Origin of the sequence: Pseudoalteromonas sp. SM9913 (assembly GCF_000184065.1) — a bacterium.
GTDB classification, from domain to species: Bacteria; Pseudomonadota; Gammaproteobacteria; order Enterobacterales; family Alteromonadaceae; genus Pseudoalteromonas; species Pseudoalteromonas tetraodonis.
The window spans coordinates 1-17,869 of the sequence record NC_014800.1; the positions used below are offsets into that span (position 1 = coordinate 1).

The 17,869-nt window shown below is 39.2% G+C and carries 13 protein-coding genes; 8 read left to right on the plus strand and 5 right to left on the minus strand.

Annotation, left to right across the window (positions count from 1 at the left end):
- The first annotated feature begins 160 nt into the window (after positions 1-160).
- The 5 genes from PSM_RS15305 to PSM_RS15325 all read left to right on the plus strand — a co-directional run bounded on the left by PSM_RS15305 (position 161) and on the right by PSM_RS15325 (position 8,926).
- Positions 161-1,399 (plus strand): AAA family ATPase, encoded by a 1,239-nt coding sequence (locus tag PSM_RS15305; protein WP_013462768.1) that lies wholly within the window; start codon positions 161-163, stop codon positions 1,397-1,399.
- Positions 1,400-1,414: 15 nt separating this feature from the next.
- On the plus strand, positions 1,415-2,377 hold the full coding sequence (locus PSM_RS15310) for a transcriptional regulator (protein ID WP_013462769.1): 963 nt from the start codon (positions 1,415-1,417) through the stop codon (positions 2,375-2,377).
- Between the two features lie 426 nt (positions 2,378-2,803).
- Positions 2,804-5,950 (plus strand): DEAD/DEAH box helicase, encoded by a 3,147-nt coding sequence (locus PSM_RS15315; protein ID WP_029609892.1) that lies wholly within the window; start codon positions 2,804-2,806, stop codon positions 5,948-5,950.
- Positions 5,951-6,554: 604 nt separating this feature from the next.
- Positions 6,555-8,024 carry a DNA recombination protein RmuC gene (gene rmuC, locus PSM_RS15320; RefSeq protein ID WP_013462772.1) on the plus strand — a complete coding sequence of 490 codons (1,470 nt, stop codon included), beginning with the start codon at positions 6,555-6,557 and terminating at the stop codon, positions 8,022-8,024.
- Between the two features lie 104 nt (positions 8,025-8,128).
- A complete protein-coding gene (locus PSM_RS15325) occupies positions 8,129-8,926 on the plus strand; it encodes a DODA-type extradiol aromatic ring-opening family dioxygenase (protein ID WP_013462773.1) in 798 nt (265 codons plus the stop codon).
- 72 nt (positions 8,927-8,998) lie between these two features.
- Here the strand turns inward: PSM_RS15325 and PSM_RS15330 are convergent, their stop codons facing one another.
- Entirely contained in the window at positions 8,999-9,862 is an 864-nt protein-coding gene (locus PSM_RS15330; RefSeq protein ID WP_029609893.1) for an MBL fold metallo-hydrolase, read from the minus strand.
- A 104-nt stretch (positions 9,863-9,966) separates the two neighbouring features.
- Here PSM_RS15330 and PSM_RS15335 point away from each other — a divergent pair, with 104 nt between their 5' ends.
- Positions 9,967-10,854, plus strand: a complete 888-nt coding sequence (locus tag PSM_RS15335) for a LysR family transcriptional regulator (RefSeq protein ID WP_013462775.1) — start codon at positions 9,967-9,969, stop codon at positions 10,852-10,854.
- A gap of 134 nt (positions 10,855-10,988) precedes the next feature.
- On the plus strand, positions 10,989-13,325 hold the full coding sequence (locus tag PSM_RS15340; RefSeq protein WP_013462776.1) for a S9 family peptidase: 2,337 nt from the start codon (positions 10,989-10,991) through the stop codon (positions 13,323-13,325).
- Positions 13,326-13,494: 169 nt separating this feature from the next.
- On the opposite strand, the gene PSM_RS15345 is transcribed toward PSM_RS15340, so the two are convergent.
- The gene (locus tag PSM_RS15345; protein ID WP_013462777.1) at positions 13,495-14,469 is read right to left on the minus strand and encodes an alpha/beta hydrolase; all 975 of its coding nucleotides are present in this window, start codon (positions 14,467-14,469) and stop codon (positions 13,495-13,497) included.
- 494 nt (positions 14,470-14,963) lie between these two features.
- A complete protein-coding gene (locus PSM_RS15350) occupies positions 14,964-15,275 on the minus strand; it encodes a hypothetical protein (protein ID WP_013462778.1) in 312 nt (103 codons plus the stop codon).
- Positions 15,276-15,384: 109 nt separating this feature from the next.
- On the opposite strand from PSM_RS15350, the gene nhaR reads away from it, so the two are divergent.
- The gene (nhaR, locus tag PSM_RS15355; protein WP_013462779.1) at positions 15,385-16,278 is read left to right on the plus strand and encodes a transcriptional activator NhaR; all 894 of its coding nucleotides are present in this window, start codon (positions 15,385-15,387) and stop codon (positions 16,276-16,278) included.
- 69 nt (positions 16,279-16,347) lie between these two features.
- Here nhaR and PSM_RS15360 read toward each other — a convergent pair whose 3' ends face one another.
- Both PSM_RS15360 and PSM_RS15365 read right to left on the minus strand, forming a co-directional pair.
- Positions 16,348-16,722: a hypothetical protein gene (locus tag PSM_RS15360; RefSeq protein ID WP_013462780.1), complete on the minus strand. Its 375-nt coding sequence runs from the start codon at positions 16,720-16,722 to the stop codon at positions 16,348-16,350.
- Positions 16,723-16,787: 65 nt separating this feature from the next.
- On the minus strand, positions 16,788-17,597 hold the full coding sequence (locus PSM_RS15365) for a sulfite exporter TauE/SafE family protein (protein WP_013462781.1): 810 nt from the start codon (positions 17,595-17,597) through the stop codon (positions 16,788-16,790).
- Between the last annotated feature and the right edge of the window lie 272 nt (positions 17,598-17,869).

A 17,869-nucleotide genomic window follows, 5' to 3' on the forward strand; every position in this document is an offset into this window, starting at 1 on the left:
TATTTAACCATACTTAAACTTCTTTATTTATACTAAGCAATCTTAAAGGTGTAAAAATTATTTTATATGTCATGTATTTAAAAGACATGTCGCCTTAAATAGTTGTTTACAGCTAATTGAATGGACATTATACTAAACACCTAACTTTGAGGAATAAAGTATGTCTATCAATAAAAACGCGCTAGATACTTATCGACTTTTGAAAGCAACCGCAGAAGTTGCTGAAAAATCACTAGAAGGACGTATCCAACATTATCGCGCCCATCTTAAATCTGAAGAAAAAGAATTAAGAACTTACACCCAAAAAGCAGCAGCTGATTTACTTGGCTGTAATAATCGTACCTTAAAAAGACGCCATGACAATGGTGACTTTGACGATTTAAATATAAAACGCGGTGCAAACGGCCACTATGCCTACACCTTAGTTAATATTTTTGCTATGGCTGATATTATGGACATACAGCCTGATCACCGCGCATCAACAGACAAACTCCAAGTTATTGTTATTAATTCATTAAAAGGTGGTTGTGGTAAAACAACAAGCATTGTTAACATTGCTGCTGCACTCGCTACCACTAACATTAAACGTTACCGTATCGGTATAATTGATTTAGATCCTCAAGGGTCATCATCAAGCTTTTTCCCATCTTCAGAGCCCGATCCAATTACCGTTGGTGATTTGATGCGTGATTGCATTGACCTTGATGAAGGTGAAACATGGCCAGAATTTGTGTCTAATTCTTTTTTACCTACTCATATTCCTAATATTCGTGTTTTACCATCAGGTATGGATGACTTTTACTTTGAACACGAAACAGCAACATTACTCAAAGACACCTCCAATTATGAGCAAACACGCCATTACCACAAACTACTAGAACGAGTAATAAATCCGGTAAAAGATGAGTTTGACATTCTTTTAATTGATACAGCGCCAACGCTTAACTTTATGTTTTACAATGCATTAATGGCTTCAACGGCGATGCTAATTCCGGTTCACCCTGAAGCGGTAGACTTTGATGCAAATAATAAATATTTAAAACGTTTAGGTGAGATTTATCATACAGTTGCCGCTCTTGGCCATGATGGTTGGGATTTCATGCAATTTTTAGTTACTAATTATGTGAAAGGCAATCACTCACAACGCGACATAGTTAAAGATGTGCGTAGTGCTTTTGGTCGCCAAGTAATGAGCTATCCTATCAATCATAGTTCAGCAATTACCGCCAGTTCATCGTCGTTCAATACTATCTTTGACCAAAAAGCATCTGACAGCTTAGCAAGTAGAGAGTCATTAATGCGCGCACAAGAAAATATCAAAGATGTAGTTGATGAACTCGAAATGCTAATTCGTTCTAATTGGCAATCCACTCAATCTAAATTAAATACGCCTAAGTAAGGATGTTGACTAAAAATGGCTAAAAAACGTAAAAATGACACCCGCTTAGATCCCTTTGCAACCGCTGTTGGCAGTAGCAGCTTAGATGCCCTTTTAGAGCAAGCCAATGCAGGCGATGTTATTCGTATGCCTGCTCCTAGTGATCCTAATCGGGAAATTACGCTTGTTTGTAAAGTGATAGCACATAACGAGATTGAAAACTCAACTCAGGTTTATGGTAAAAATCGTCGCGTACAAGCGCTTTTAAACGAAAAGTCAGTCGCAGATATTCTTCCTGCTATTAAAGAAGATGGCCGTAATCAGCACCCTGCTCTATTGTGGGAGCAAGGTGATATGAGCCTTGTATTAGCTGGCTCTAGACGTCGTAAAGCCTGTATTTTAGGTGGCGCAGACTACCTCGTATTGAGTTCTAGTGACTTTAGCGAGCAAGATGCCAAAGTACTTGCGGTTTCATCAGATCAATACATTGCCCCAAGTCTTTGGGAGTTGGGTCAAGCGTATCAGCAAACTAGAAACGATCTTATTCAACAAGGCAAAAAAGGCTCGTACCGTGAAATTGCTGTTATTGAAGGGGTATCGCATACAGCGATTGCTGATGCGATAAAAGCGTATGAGCAAATATCTGCAGATGTTATAGCCCTTTACCCAACAGCTAATCATGTTGGTAGAGAAGTTGCTAAAAAGCTGATTAACGCAAAGGAGCGCGATGAGGAAGCATTTAACGAGTTAGTTGTTGCACTTGCCAGCAATGATGAAATTAACGCCTTAGAAGCCGACGACAAGCGCGCTATGCTAATTACTAAATACCTAACTGCAGAGCCTAAAACAGCATCAAAACGTGAAGCGGTTTTAGAAAATGACTTTATTAGTGTGCAACGCAACCTTAAAAGTGGTGACGTTTCAATTAAAATAAATAATAAAGTGATGACAGACAAGCGCTTAGAGCAACTTACTAAGTTATTAAGTGCCTTTAATTAGTTAGTAATATCGTGATCTGTAAAAGGGGTTGGGTTAGTTAAAACATGATCTAAACCTCTTTTTTAGTTGGTAAAAATCTGATCTTTAGTGGCATAAAAAGGCTAAAAACATGGCTTAAACCATCAAGGATCATATTTTTACTAACTAAACACCTCCTTTTAATGCCATTTTTCACCTTGTTAGTAAAAACCTGATCTAAGCCTAACTAAATCTCCTTTTAAAGTTAATTAATTGTTTTTATTTTGTAATTTAAACGTACTTTTTTAGTGAGCAAAATTAAACAATGATCGCCAATTCGCTATAAACCAATTTTTTACTAACCAATCAGATCCAACCAGTTTATTTTAAAAATAATATTGCTTTAGCTCAGCGCTGATAAGGCATATACTGGAAAAATTGTTTTTAAATTTTAATACTTTGAGTGACATGTCTGCTAACTTATCAAAAAATGATTTAATGGCTATTTTTGAAGAAATTAAAAATGAGCAGGCTACCCAGTTTCCTCTTTCTGAGCGATTCATAAAAAAATTATTTAAACCCGCGGTGTTGGCCAAAGGAAAATCGTACTATAAAAACGGCCAAATCAGTTGGTTAGAACATAATGCAGATTTTTCTGTGGTTGACTCTACGGTGCAAGGTGATAAAGGAATCGCGTTCAACCAACGTATTGAGATCAGTAAATTACCAACTGGTTATTCGGTCGATACCCACTGTACCTGTAATGTTAAAACAAAATGCCGCCATTTGGCCGCTATTTTGTTAAAGCTTAAAATTGAGCATTCTGGTGAGTACGGTGAAGATTATTTTATTAATGATTGGTTTAGTGAACTAAGCGCACTTAAAAACACCGACCAAGCTCAACCCTCGCAAGTATTACTGTTTGTATTAGACATAGAAAACAACAAAGTATTTTTAACCCCTAAAATTGCCAACTACGATAAAAATAATAATTATGCACTTGGGCGAAATTTAACTGAGCAACAGCTTAATAGTTTTGTAACCCCTAGCGATTTGCTCGAAAGTGATTTTAGATTATATAGCTGGATCCGATCGCAAAATGCGGTCGGTAATATTGAGCTTAAAGGTCAATGGGGTTTTAATGCGCTGCAGCAATTACTAGCCACAGACAGATTATTTTTACAACGCTCTCGAGTACCTATTAAAGCGCAACCTGGTTTACCTCTTAACTTTGTTTGGGAAAAACAAAAAGAGGTAACCCAGTTAAAAATTCACTTGGATCAAATTCCTAATTGGGCGTTAATTAAAACAACGCCGCCTATCTACTTAGATTTAGATAAATATAAATTAGGCCGTATTCGTACGCCCCTCAGTGCTGATGAAATTGCGCACTTACAAACTATACCGGCGCTGCACGATACAAACTTTGACCGAATTTATAAGCAGCTTGCTGATAACTTTGGAGTAGGTGTTATTCCCCACCCTACTAATACACCAAGCACGCCTGTTAAGTCGTTGAGTAATGCCATACTTAAAGTTAGCATGTCGGGCTCAGTAATGGCTATTTCGTTATCGTTTAAGTATAAAAATAAAAACTATTTAGCGGGCACCGCGCCTGCAAAGTTAATTAATAGCGCCTTTGAAAACACCGTTACCAATGAGTTAGTCAACTTAGGCTTCGATTTTTGTAAAGGGGGTTTACACAGCGAGTTTATTTTTAGTCAGGAATCGGCTATTCACTTACATTGGCTAGTTCACGAGGTACTGCCCAGCTTTAAACAACGCGGTTGGCAAGTATCAATGAGCAAAGTTAATGTTGCTGATACTAAAAGCCAAATCTCATTGCATGTAAACAGAGCTGCAAATCATCAAATGCATAGTAAAGTAATGCTAAACGATACCAAAGTAGCCACCCTATTAAATGTAAATAATAAACTGTATGAATCGTTAAACCGTCAAAGTGAATTATTTTATTACTACCCTGTTGGCCGTCAATTTGGGGTTATTGATAAAGCAGCGTTTAATTTATTAATTGAGTTTAAACTGCGGTTTGAATTTATTAAAACCCGTGACGAATTTAACATTCCGCTTTCATACTTACCTGAATTAGTTCAGCACACAGCTATTAATGTAGAGCTACATGACCCGTCATTAGAGCGTTACCTTGATGAACTAAATAACGATGCACTGCTATCACCTAACACTGCCATTCATGGCTTACACGATTCTGTAGTATTAAGAGAGTATCAGCAAGAAGGCGTGGCTTGGCTTAACTTTTTAAAGCGTAATCAGTTAGGTGGGATTTTAGCGGATGATATGGGCTTGGGTAAAACGTTACAAGTGATTGCCTACTTAGCAAGCTCATACAATACACCGCAAGCAGGGCCTACGCTTATTGTGTGCCCTACAAGTTTAGTGAGTAATTGGCAAAACGAAATTACCAAGTTCGCAAAAAGCTTAAAAGTGACCACTATTTTTGGTGCACACCGAAATGATTCGTTGCAGCATTTGGCACAAGCGCAGTGTATTTTAACCACGTATCCGCTATTAAAACGTGACATTGCTTATTACTCACCGCTGTATTTTGAAAACATTATTCTTGATGAAGCCCAGTATATTAAAAACGATACCGCACAAGTTTCGCGGTTGGTAAAACGTTTAAATGCCGACTTTAAGCTTTGTTTAAGTGGCACACCAATTGAAAACAATTTATTTGAATTAAAGTCATTGCTCGACTTTGCAATGCCCTCGCTTTTAGGTTCACAGGCGCACTTTAAGCAGCATTTTCAAGGCCCTATTGAACGCGAAAGCAACATTGAACGTGCAGAGCAACTAAAAGCGTTAATTATGCCGTTTATTTTGCGCCGTACTAAAGCCCAAGTGGCTCAAGAGCTGCCGCAAAAAACCGAACTTATAAAAGAGTTTGAGTTTGAACCTAAACAAAAAGATATGTATCACGGCATTACGCGTGCGCTTGAAGAAAAGCTCATCGATTTATTTGCTGAGCAAGGTGTGCAAAAAAGTAAACTCGCCTTTTTAGAAGCCTTGTTAAAGTTACGCCAAATTTGTTGTCATCCTAAACTCATTGAACCTGAAACTGAGGCAGCCAGTGCTAAATTAGAATGGTTATCGAGCCACTTACCTTTAATGCTAAGCCTTGGCCGTAAGGTCATTATATTCAGTCAGTTTACCTCTGCCCTTGATTTAATTGCCGAGCGTTTAAATGAGCTAAATATTAATTTTAGTATGCTAACGGGGCAAACGCGTCATCGGGATAAAGTAATAGACGAATTTACCAGTGGTAACACTTCTGTGTTTTTAATTAGCTTAAAAGCCGGTGGCACAGGGCTTAATTTAACCCAAGCCGACACGGTTATTCATTTTGATCCATGGTGGAACCCTGCCGTTGAAAAACAAGCCACCGATCGTGCTTATCGAATTGGGCAAACAAACCCAGTGTTTGTTTATAAACTAATTATGGCTAACTCTATTGAACAAAAAGTATTTCAAATGCAGCAAGATAAGCAAGCGCTTGTAGATGCATTATTTACCGAAAAATCAATGAGTTTTACCCAGTTTGACGAACAACAAATGCTGTCTTTAATTAAAAGCTAAAATAATTTTAAAAAATCATGACGAGTTTTTGAACTTATTTAAATTGTAGGCGTCTATTAATATGCTTGGTTAAATTGCAGTTTCTCCAAGCTTTCATGTTGATATCCCATATAGTAGTTACTAGACATAGTAATGATTAAGCCAGCCAGTAATGCGCTGGCTTTTTTTTGCTTTTAAAAATATTTATTTTTTATTTAATTTATTTTGAACTAATCACAAATGGCTGGGTCTATTATTATGCTTGTAGTTGATGTGTTGTTATACAAGTTTCATGTTGATTTCCCTGTTTGATTACTAATTTAGTAATATTGAGCCAGCTTTATTAGCTGGCTTTTTTTATGCCTCAAATTCAACTTTTTTAAAATTATTTTGAACTAATTTAATCAGAGCGCGTCTACAATTATGCTTGTAGTTGATATGTTGTTTTACAAGTTTCATGTTGATTTCCCTGTTTGATTACTAATTTACTAATTTACTAATTTAGTAATATTGAGCCAGCTTTACTAGCTGGCTTTTTTTATGCGCTTAATTTAGTGTTTTACCCTACTGCTAAAGAGCGTAATTCGTTATGATGGCATGTCACTAAATTTTAAAAGTTTATTCTATGTTTACTTCGTTTTTATCCCATTTAGATTGGTTAAGTGTTGGTACTGGCGCTATAGCCGGTATGGCTATTTTCAGCGTTGTATCAGTCCAGTTAAGTAAAAAAATAAAGCGCCAAGTGAGTGAGCAGCAACAAGAGTTATTGTTATTACAAAGCCAGTATGAGCATACGCAAAATCAATATGCCTCTTTAGTGGAAGAGCACGACTTGTTAGGGCTTACTCATCAAGAGCAACGTGATCAGGCGCAACATTTTAAAACGCGATTAACTGAGCAAGAAAAACAAAGTCAACTTTATAATCAATATTGGCGTAAAACCGAAGCCGAGCTAACCGCCCTGCGCGAGCAATACAATCTGCGCGATGTCGAGCTTAATAATATACGCACCACCCTTGAGCAAAAGCAGCAACATTTCAGCGAGCAACTCGCCCATATAGAGCAAAGTAAAGAAACGCTTAAAAAAGAATTCGAAAATTTAGCCAATCAAATCTTAGAAGAAAAATCGCAAAAATTTAAAACCCTCAATCAAGAAAGCATAGAGCAGTTACTCAAGCCGGTTCAAGGTGAGCTAAAAGGCTTTAGAGATAAAATGGAATCTATTCACGTTGAAGACTTAAAACAACGTGCTGCGCTTAAAACCGAACTATTGCATTTACAAGCCAAAAGCCAAGCCATTACCGAGCAGGCTGACAAGCTCAGTAATGCGCTGCAAGGACAAAAGAAAACCCAAGGTAATTGGGGCGAGTTAATGCTTGAAAACGTGCTTGATAGCGCAGGACTTCGAGCTGGCACAGACTATAAACGCGAAGTGTCGTTTAATACCGAAGACGGCCGTCTTCGTCCTGATGTGGTGGTGTATTTACCTCAAGGTCGCCACTTAGTGATTGATGCAAAAACATCGTTAAATGCCTATACCCGTTATGTAAATGCCGAAACAGAGCTGGAATCTCAACAAGCGATTAAAGAGCATGTAAATGCCGTAACTTCCCGTATAAATGAGCTGGCCAGTAAATCGTATGACCGTTTACCAGGGATAAACTCGCCTGAGGTTGTTATTATGTTTGTACCGATTGAATCTGCGTTTGTAGAAGCACTTAAATACCAAAGCGACATTTACCAGCAAGCAATCGAAAAAAACATTTTGGTTGCTACTCCTACTACCCTGCTAACCAGTTTAAATATTGTTAAGCAGTTATGGCGCTTTGAAGAGCAAACTAAATATTCAAAAGAGCTGGCTAATCGTGCTGAGCGTTTTTACAGTAAGCTCAACGGCTTTTTAACCAGTATGGAAGGGGTGGGTAAACAGCTCGATAAAGCCAAAGAAACCTACGATAAAGCATTCTCTCAGTTATACCGTGGTAAAGGTAACTTAATTAAACAAGCCTCAGAATTTAAAGAGTTGGGTGTATCGGTGCAAAAAGAGTTACCTCAAGAAAGCGTTGAACGCGCTCACTTAGAGCTTGATGAATAAACACCACATATAATATTTGCGCACTGAGGTTGTGCGTTTATGTGGCTAGTTATTTACTAACTGCGCAGGCACTATAATAATATCTGTCCTTTAGGATTAACCACATGCAACGCCCAACCGTCTTTTTCATTTCTCATGGTGGCGGCCCAATGCCATTACTAGGTGATGCTAACCATGCAGAAATGCGAGCCTGCTTAGAACAAGTTGCCGCTACAATCCCAAAGCCTAGCGCTATTTTAATGGTCAGCGCGCATTGGGAAGCTCAACCAATTAGTATAACTGCGCACTCTTCACCGCCGCTTATTTACGATTACTATGGTTTTCCTGAGCAGGCGTACCAATTAACTTACCCTTGTACTGGCCAGCCGCAACTTGCTAATTTAGTACAGCAAGCGCTCGCAACACATAATATTGACTCAAAACTCGATCCACAGCGTGGTTTTGATCACGGTATGTTTGTACCGTTAAAAATTATGTACCCAGAGGCCGATATTCCTTGTGTGCAAATATCCTTGCATCCAAGTCTTGATCCGCTGTTGCATGTTGAAATTGGTAAAGTGCTGCAACGTATTGATTACGATAACTTATTAATTATAGGCTCAGGCTTTACCTTCCATAATATGCGCGCTTTTGGTGTTACCCAATCAAGCGATGTTAATCAGCAAAATCAGGCATTTGAAAATTGGCTGGTAAGCACAATCGCAGATCAAACATTAACCGAGCAGCAGCGTGAACAGCAATTATTAGCATGGCAGCAGGCTCCAGCTGCACGCTTTAATCACCCCAGAGAAGAACACTTGTTACCGCTACATGTATGCTATGGTGCTGCTATGTGTTCAAGCACTGAGGTATTTGAATTAAATATTGCCAATAAGCGAGCCAGTATGTATTTGTGGCAATAATAAAAAACACGCCAGACTTTGCTAGGCGTGTTTTTTGGTTCTTCTGCATTTATTGCAGCGGTTAAGCGGCAATTACCATTTCATTTCGCCTTTATGAACTTTAGCGCCAATGCTAAGAGCCATAGGTAATACAGCCTCTGGGTATGAGTTGGTCATTTTATCTATCAGCAGTTTACTGCTACCGCTACTTTGCTTAGCGTGTGCAAAATCCTTTAAATACTGAATTGAAAAATCAATATTTGCAGCATCTAATTGGGTGCCTGCTTTCATATGCCCTGGGATCACCACGTCAGGTTTAAGTGCTTTCATTTCATTAAGTTGTTTTGCCCAGGCATCTTGCTCTGCTTGAGTTTGCGCATCGGCCATCCATAAATGAACATTAGCGTATACAGCCACATTCCCTAAAATGGCTTTGTTATCAGGTATCCATAAATAAGGGCGATGATTATGCTCACCCTCTGTACCACGAATTTCAATGGTATGGCCTTCTATTTTTAAGCTATTACCATTAAATACCTTAGGAACAACGGGGTCCTTTGGGGCGTTTTCACCCATTTTTGGCGTCCAGAAAGCAAGTTTACCTTTAAGCTTTGCTGCTATTTTTTGGTGCACTGCCGGTGTGGTTATAATCTTTGCGTCAGGAAAAAACTGCTGTAACACTTCAGCGCCAAAGTAGTAATCAGGATCGGCTTGGCTAATAAAAATAGTTTTTAGTTGTTTACCAGAGTCAATTACTTTGGCGGCAATGCGCAGTGCATCTGCTTTGGTAAATCCGGTATCAATTAAAATTGCATCGGTACGGCCATAAACCAGCGTGGCATTAACATGAAAGCTATTGCTGTCAGCGTTATACACATCAAGGGTTAGTGGGGTTTCGTCTGCAATAGCGATATTGCTGGCTAATAGTGTGCTTAGTAAAAGCGTGCGTAGGTTCATAGTATTCTCATCATTGGTTGTTAATGCGAGCATAATAAAGGTTTGATATGTTCAGAAAAACAACCAATAATTAGCATCATTGTTTCATAAATCGTGCAAATACTATGGATAAACTCACCGCAGCGCAGGTTTTTGTGGATGTTGCCTACTCAGGCAGTTTTACTGCCACTGCCGATCGGCTTGAAATGTCACGCCCTATGGTTACTCGTCATATTGAGTCGGCAGAGGCCTGGTTAAATACGCGCTTATTGCATCGCACTACCCGTAAAGTAACGCTTACCACCGCCGGCGAGGCCTGTTTACCCGAAATAGAGCAATGGTTAGCACAGGCTAACCGTTTAGTTGAACAAACTAAAAGCCAGCAACAGTTGTCAGGTAAAATACGAGTAGCGACCAGTATGTCGTTAGGTTTTGCACAATTAGCCCCTATATTTACACGCTTTATGAAACGTCACCCTAGCGTGCAAATAGACATAGATCTTGAAGACTCAACCACAGATCTAATAGAGCAGCGTGTTGACTTAGCAATACGTATTGCAGCCAATCCTGATCCTTCGTTAATAGGTAAACCTATTGCCGAGTGTGAATCTATATTAGTGGCCTCAGCCAGCTACCTTGCTGATTATCCGCCAATAACGACACCACAACAGTTAAGCACTCATCAATGTTTAGGCTATAAAAACTTTGACCGATATATTTGGCATTTACACAACGGGGATGAATTTCAATCGGTTGATGTTAAATGTAATTTAAGTGCAAACGAGGCCACCACATTACTTCATGCAGCCATAGCCGGTGGTGGTATTTCAGTGCAGCCTACGTATTTGGCAAATCAATATATACTGGATGGTCGCTTGCAGCGTGTATTAGCGCCATGGACATTAAACCCAATGAAAATATATGTGCTTTACCCTTCTCGTCAGCATTTATCAGCAACAGTAAGAGCACTAATCGACACGCTCAGTGAAGAATTTAAAAATCCAGCATGGTAATTAATTATAAAAGTTTGGGTTTAAACCATAGCTTTGTGCGTTAAGCATGCTGATATTGTGTACGTTATTTTGTTACAGTAAATGTAATAAGCGCCTTAATCTATAAAGGTCAACAGACCCAAGGAACAATAACAATGAATCTGATCAAAACATCGGGCTTGGCACTGGCCATTGTTGCGGGCTTAGGCTTGCAAGCATGTTCAAGTACCAACATAACAACCAACAACAATGCAGCGATGAGTACCGTGAATAATCCATTAAGCCTAGCGCAAATTTATAAAGATAAAGAGTTTAAAACCCAGCGTAGCACCTACTTTAAGTGGCTAGACGATGGTACTGGCTACACTGTGCTTGAAGAGCGCGAAAGCGATAAAAAGCAAACAGACGACACCCAAGCCGATGACGAAAAAGAGCACGGCGTAAAAGGCAACGACATTGTATTTTACAATGCTGACGGCACAGGCCGTAAAGTACTGGTTGAGTTTGAAAAGCTGTTGCCAGAGGGCGCAGACGAGCCATTTGCAATCGAAAGCTATCAGTGGTCAAAAGACGGTAAATGGCTGATGGTATTTACCAACAGTGAGCAAGTTTGGCGCTCACGCAGCCGAGGCGACTTTTGGTTACTTAACCTTGAGACTAACCAATTACAGCAACTTGGTGGTAAAGACGTTGAGCCAACTAAGTTAATGTTTGCTAAGTTCTCGCCAGATAGCTCAAAAGTGGCTTACGTACGCGATAACAACATTTACATGCAATCGGTTGGCAGTAACGATGTAACCGCGCTTACAACCGATGGCTGCGCCACCATAGTTAACGGTAATTTTGATTGGGTATACGAAGAGGAATTCACCATTGCCGATGGTTTTCGTTGGAGCCCCGACAACAAATCAATCGCCTATTGGCAGCTTGATACCAGTGACGTTAAATTTTTCACTATGATTAACAACACCGACGAACTGTACCCTACCCTTAAAGAATTCCCTTATCCTAAAGCCGGTGAAACCAACTCTGCCGTGCGTGTTGGTGTGGTAAGCCTTAGTGATAAACAAACCCGTTGGGCTGAGCTTGAAGGCGATAACCGCGACCGTTATATTCCGCGTATTAGCTGGGCTGGCACCGGTAATGAATTAATGATTCAAGACTTAAACCGCCCGCAAAGCCATAACAAAGTGTGGTTGTTTGATTGGCAAAAGCAGCAACTGACCAAGATTTTAGAAGACAAAGACGATGCGTTTATCGAATGGTTTTATAAAGCAAACTGGTCAAAAGACGGCGAGTTTTTTATTTGGCATAGCGAACGCGACGGTTGGCGTCATCTTTATCGTGTATCGCGCGATGGCAAGACTATTATCGACCTAACCCCTGGCGATTACGACATTATTGATATGCTTACCATCAATGAAGACAAAAACGTGATGTATTTTATTGCCTCGCCAAACGATCCTGGTCAGCGTTATTTATACAGCACACCGCTTGATGGCAGCAGCAAACCGGTACGGGTAACACCTGCTGAGTTTGAGGGATCAAACAGCTACTACATGTCAAAAGATGCCTCATGGGCAATGCATACTTACTCAAAATTTGGTACGCCACCGACTAAAGAGATCATTAAAGTGAGCGATCATAGTAATGTAAAAACCTTAGTTGAAAATACAAAGCTCAAACAAAAGCTTGCTGAGCAAAGCTTACCAAAGCATGAGTTCTTTAAAGTAAACGCGCAAGATGGCACTGAGCTTGACGGCTATATTATGTTCCCAGAAAACATGGATAAAAGTAAAAAATACCCAATTGTTTTTTACGTATACGGCGAACCATGGGGCTCTACCGTGCAAGACCGCTGGGAAGGTAACAGTTACTTATATAAATCGTTACTAACGCAAAAAGGCTTTATTGTGGCATCGGTTGATAATCGTGGTACACGTGCACCAAAAGGCCGAGATTGGCGCAAATCAATTTATAAAAAAATTGGCTCAATTACCGTGCAAGACCAAGTAGACGCGCTTGATGCTATGGCTAAACGCTGGGATGTAATAGACACCGACCGTGTTGGCGTATGGGGACACTCAGGGGGCGGTAGTTCAACCCTTAACTTATTGTTCCGCCACGGTGATAAATTTAAAGTAGGCATTGCCTCAGCACCCGTGCCAGACATTCGTTTATACGACACCATTTACCAAGAGCGTTATGCGGGTAACCCAAATACCGATCCTGAGAGTTACGATAACACCTCGCCTATTACCTTTGCTAAAAACCTAACCGGTAAGCTATTGCTTATTCACGGCACAGGCGATGATAACGTGCATTATCAAGGCTCAGAGCGTTTAATTGACGAACTCGTTAAGCACAACAAGCAGTTTGAGTTTTTCTCATACCCTAACCGTTCACACAGCTTGCGCGAAGGCAAGGGCACCACTTTGCATTACCATACTATGATGGCCGACTTTTTTGAAAAGCACTTATTAAACAAGTAATCGCTTTAAAAAAATAAAATACTAAAGCCGCACACTAATTATTAGTGTGCGGCTTTTTTAATCAAAATGTAACGGGGGTTTACAAAGCGTAAGTTGGATAGAGTGCAACGAAACTCAACAATAATAAAAAATGACTTATACACTCAATGTCATCTAAAACAGCCAAGGCTCACCATGTTATTAGCCATTTTTCAATTTCGATAGCATCATCACGATCAAACACCATTAAACTTGAATGAGAGCGAGCATTAAAAGTTATTTTTTTTACTAACTCATTTTGTATAGATGAAAAGTAAGCCGGGGGGGATAGAGAGTCAACATCTGAGTTAATTAACAATACAGGCTTTTTAGTCTCAGTTAATTTAGGCAATAAATTTGTTTCTTGAATGGTTACTCCTGCCTCAAACATTGCTTGGTTAACAATATTATCAATCTCGCTATGAAAAAAATGACTAAGCAAAGGCGATTTATAAGGTAAGTACTCCTTAGCTGCAACGTCAAAACTCATCATTGGGGCAAGTAAAATAGCAGCGTCAACATATTCTGATGATAATAAGTTACTTGCAGTAAGTGCTCCCATAGAATGGCCGACTACAACAGTCTGGTTATTTATTTGATTTAAAAGTGATTCAGCAAGCAGTTCATTTAAAATGCCGTGCTCTTTTGCTGCAAATACAAATGCTTCAGTTGATTCACCATGGCCAAAAAGATCTGGAATAATAACGTTCATACCAAGCGCTCTAAAATAGATAGCTGAAGCCATCATTGCTTCTTTACTGCCCCCATAGCCATGAAGTAATAAAGCAGTGCCTTCAAAACGATTAAATGTGTCTGGTGTCATTCTGTGTGAAATTGTATTTTCTACATTATTACCAGTTGCATGAAGGTTGTAATAAACAGAACTCTCTTGCGAAAATTCGGCTGCTTGATAAGGTTCAGCAGTCAGATATGTAATGCATTGAGTGGTACTAAAAGAGCAAAACTTTTGTTTTTCAAAGCCAATGTCGCTAGGTTTTGCTTTTATAAACTGTGCTTCAGAAAGATAGATACCGGGGTTTGACATGACGTAACTGCCAATTGAAGTACAGCCAGACAAAGAAAATATATAAAGTGTAATTGCTAATAGTTTGGTGAAATTTTCCATTTTCGCTTCATTAGTTAAACTTGAACATCAACACTTTAATTAAGCAGATAACGTCCTATGAGGTGGAGGAGGTTTTAGCCGTTAGTTAGGCATTTTTTTATCATTTCAAAGTACCTTAACAGTATCTTCTATCCACCTCAATTTTCTCAAGTAAATAAATCTGTTTGGCATTAAGTAGACACTTGCTTATTAATCAAAACCCAAATTTAGTGCTTAGTTACGATTTTGAGTTTTTTTTATCTAAGTTTTATGGATTTAGGGGCTGAAATTTAACTCTCTTTTTTAATCAAAATGGTGTGAGGGGTTTACAGCTGAGGTCAAAGGTTAAAGGAAAAAGGGCAAAGGTTTTTAGTTATTGTGAGTTGGGTAGAGTCGAACAAAGCCCAACAAGGAAATACTGCTCAATGGCAATAATTGAATCATTTATTGCTAAACATAACTTGGAATTAGAGAGGTATTAAAAAAGTAGCATCCTTGCTACTACAAGTGCGATATTAAGAGCTTGGTTGCGAAGGTTGATACTTATTAACGAGAATGTGCTGCAAACTTTTAAGTGCTCGCTTTATCGCTTGCAGCATACTTCTTCCCTTTGTATTTACATTAATACTGGGTAGCCCAGGCAAAAGAATATTAATTTTGCATTGCTGCAAAGTGCCGTGGCGATCACTCGAAAGATCATTTATTTGAATCTCAACTTTACGAATATTTAAAGCATGTTTTGCCAATTGGCTTTTTATCAACTTTAAAAGCGACATCTTTTCACTTGCGTTAATTATCTTGTTTTTAACTGTAAGTTTTAGCTTCATGCAATTACACCTTTTAATAGTAACTATGTTGCAGGCATGACTGTAATCTACTAACTTAGTGGCAAAGGAAAAAGCTGATTATTTCTTACTTTAAAACAGGTATTTTCGAATGATTACCAACATTAACTACAATCACTTATATTATTTTTGGCAAGTAAGTAAGCACGGCAGTATTGCAGCGGCGAGTAAAATACTTAATTTAACGCCGCAAACGGTGAGCTCGCAAATTACTAACTTAGAGCAACGACTAGGAAAACCGCTATTTATTCGTCAAGGGCGAGGCCTACAGTTAACGGAATTTGGCCATGTAACCCAGCAATACACCAATGATATGTTTGCTATTGCCCATGAATGGCTAGAAACCACGCAAGGTGATACCACGCACTATTCACGAACGTTAAAGGTGGGTATTTCAGACGTGTTGCCTAAATCACTGGTGTCGAAGTGGCTAGCGCCTTTAATTAATAACGACCGTATTACAAACTTACACTGTATTGACGGCCAACAAGATGAGCTGCTTGCACAAATGGCGATTCATAAGCTCGACTTAGTGTTAGCCGATAAACCACTCGATACCACCTTGCCATTTAAGGCGTTTTGCCATGAAATAGGTAAAAGCCAAATTGCTCTTTTTGGTAACGAAACATGGCATTCGCAGTTACATAAGCAGTTTCCGCAGTCTTTAAATAACAAGCCTTTAGTGCTCCCTGCAAAAGAAAGCCCCGTCGCGCGTGCTATTTATTATTGGCTGCAAGAGCAAGAGATTGAAATGACAATAGCTGGCCATGTTGACGACAGCGCATTAATGAAGTCACTCGGTGAGCAAGGGTTTGGTATATTCCCTGCGCCTATTTTGGTAAGAGCCGAAGTTGAACGCCATTACGGCGTTAATTACATTGGTACAATTGATAATGTTTATCAGCATTATTATGCTTTTACGCCTGACAGGCTCATTAAAGACAGTATTTATGATGAATTTATAAAGCACGCGCAAATGACGTAGATTTTAGTTAACCGTCTTAAGATTAACGGGCGTCGGGGTGCGGGTTACGGATCTAAAACCTTACACTTCTCATACTTCAAATAAATATATTAAAAATATCAACAAAGCGATAAAGAATATCGGAGTGAGCAAATAAAATATGATATTGGCTACTATTTTATTGTTATCTCTAAACTTTAATATTTTTTGGCGTGCGGCAATTAAGGCTGGAAATGTAATAAACCCTTGGATACCGATAGCTAAAGTAATAGTAAGTTGCATGATAATAATTTGCCAGTATTGCTCTGGGTCATCAATTAACGATGCTTGTTGATAGTCGCTGCCTGTCGTTCCAAGCTGATGAGCAGTTCCTGTAATTAACCCTATAATAGGTGATATCAAAAAGAACAAAGCAACACTTAAGATTGTTTTATCAACTTTATCCCTTAATTTAACTATTTTCATAGCATCCTTGCCTTAAAGTTTTTTATTTCAAAATATATTCACAAGCAAGCCTGCGAACTTTAACCTTATCGAGTAAACATATTAATTGCCATTACAATTAATAAGCCGGCAAATATTTTCTTTATGGTTGAAACTGGCAAATAATGGGTGGCTTTAGCACCGAGTGGCGCAGTAAACCATGAGGTGCATACAATACCCAATAAAGCGGGCAAATACACAAAGCCTGCAAATCCTTGTTTTAGGCTAAATAACTGGCTGCCTGAGCTGATATAACCCAGTGAACCAAACAGCGCTATCACAATGCCTGAGGCCGAGGCGCAGCCTATGGCTTTTTTCATATCAACAGAAAAAAACGTCAGTAACGGCACCAATACTGCCCCGCCGCCAATACCAATCATGGCAGACAAGCCACCGGTTATGGTCGTATAAACACTGAGTAACCCTTTGTTTGGTAACGGGCGCGCTATTGCTGAATCATTCTTACCAGAAAAAATCATTTTAAGTGCAATTAGCACCACACTTACAGCAAATACCAAACGCACTACATGCTCAGGTAACAGCGCAGCCATAAAGCCACTAATAAGCGCGCCAAAGGCAACGCCTACCATAACCCAAGGTGCAATATTCCAGGGTACATTGCCATTTTTATGATGCGCAATAGCCGACGAGGTCGAGGTAAATAAAATAGAGGCCAGCGAGGTCGCAATGGCAACCACCACTACTTGCTCAGGTGGCAAAGCATTAAAGTGCAGTAATATCATGCTGAGTATGGGTACAATAACCAGCCCGCCCCCTATTCCTAATAAGCCTGCTAAAAAACCAACACCGCTACCTAATATGGCGCAGTATATAATTAACACTATTAAATCACTCATTCCTTTTGTCTCTTCTTATGTTAAGGGTTGTTATGCTCTGTGGCGGTGAGTTGCGTGTAAAAAACGTTTAATAAAACATCTAAGCTCACCAAGGTTTATTCGAGTATATCAACAACCGTTTATGCAAATGGCACTTTAAGTACTTATAAGTATTGAATAATACTCACGTTTTGTATGAATAAATCACAACACCCGTAAAAACATCTAGAAATCTAGACTTCTAAAGCGGTTTTTGTGAGAGGGTCATAGGTAATTAGCTGAATTTACCCATT

What these genes read in the sequence shown, in the direction of transcription:
- PSM_RS15365 (WP_013462781.1), bottom strand. Translation starts at nt 17,597, where the DNA reads ATGAGTGATTTAATAGTGTTAATTATATACTGCGCCATATTAGGTAGC.
- PSM_RS15310 (WP_013462769.1), top strand. Translation starts at nt 1,415, where the DNA reads ATGGCTAAAAAACGTAAAAATGACACCCGCTTAGATCCCTTTGCAACC.
- PSM_RS15350 (WP_013462778.1), bottom strand. Translation starts at nt 15,275, where the DNA reads ATGAAGCTAAAACTTACAGTTAAAAACAAGATAATTAACGCAAGTGAA.
- PSM_RS15330 (WP_029609893.1), bottom strand. Translation starts at nt 9,862, where the DNA reads ATGAACCTACGCACGCTTTTACTAAGCACACTATTAGCCAGCAATATC.
- PSM_RS15325 (WP_013462773.1), top strand. Translation starts at nt 8,129, where the DNA reads ATGCAACGCCCAACCGTCTTTTTCATTTCTCATGGTGGCGGCCCAATG.
- PSM_RS15335 (WP_013462775.1), top strand. Translation starts at nt 9,967, where the DNA reads ATGGATAAACTCACCGCAGCGCAGGTTTTTGTGGATGTTGCCTACTCA.
- PSM_RS15305 (WP_013462768.1), top strand. Translation starts at nt 161, where the DNA reads ATGTCTATCAATAAAAACGCGCTAGATACTTATCGACTTTTGAAAGCA.
- nhaR (WP_013462779.1), top strand. Translation starts at nt 15,385, where the DNA reads ATGATTACCAACATTAACTACAATCACTTATATTATTTTTGGCAAGTA.
- PSM_RS15360 (WP_013462780.1), bottom strand. Translation starts at nt 16,722, where the DNA reads ATGAAAATAGTTAAATTAAGGGATAAAGTTGATAAAACAATCTTAAGT.
- PSM_RS15345 (WP_013462777.1), bottom strand. Translation starts at nt 14,469, where the DNA reads ATGGAAAATTTCACCAAACTATTAGCAATTACACTTTATATATTTTCT.
- rmuC (WP_013462772.1), top strand. Translation starts at nt 6,555, where the DNA reads ATGTTTACTTCGTTTTTATCCCATTTAGATTGGTTAAGTGTTGGTACT.
- PSM_RS15315 (WP_029609892.1), top strand. Translation starts at nt 2,804, where the DNA reads ATGTCTGCTAACTTATCAAAAAATGATTTAATGGCTATTTTTGAAGAA.
- PSM_RS15340 (WP_013462776.1), top strand. Translation starts at nt 10,989, where the DNA reads ATGAATCTGATCAAAACATCGGGCTTGGCACTGGCCATTGTTGCGGGC.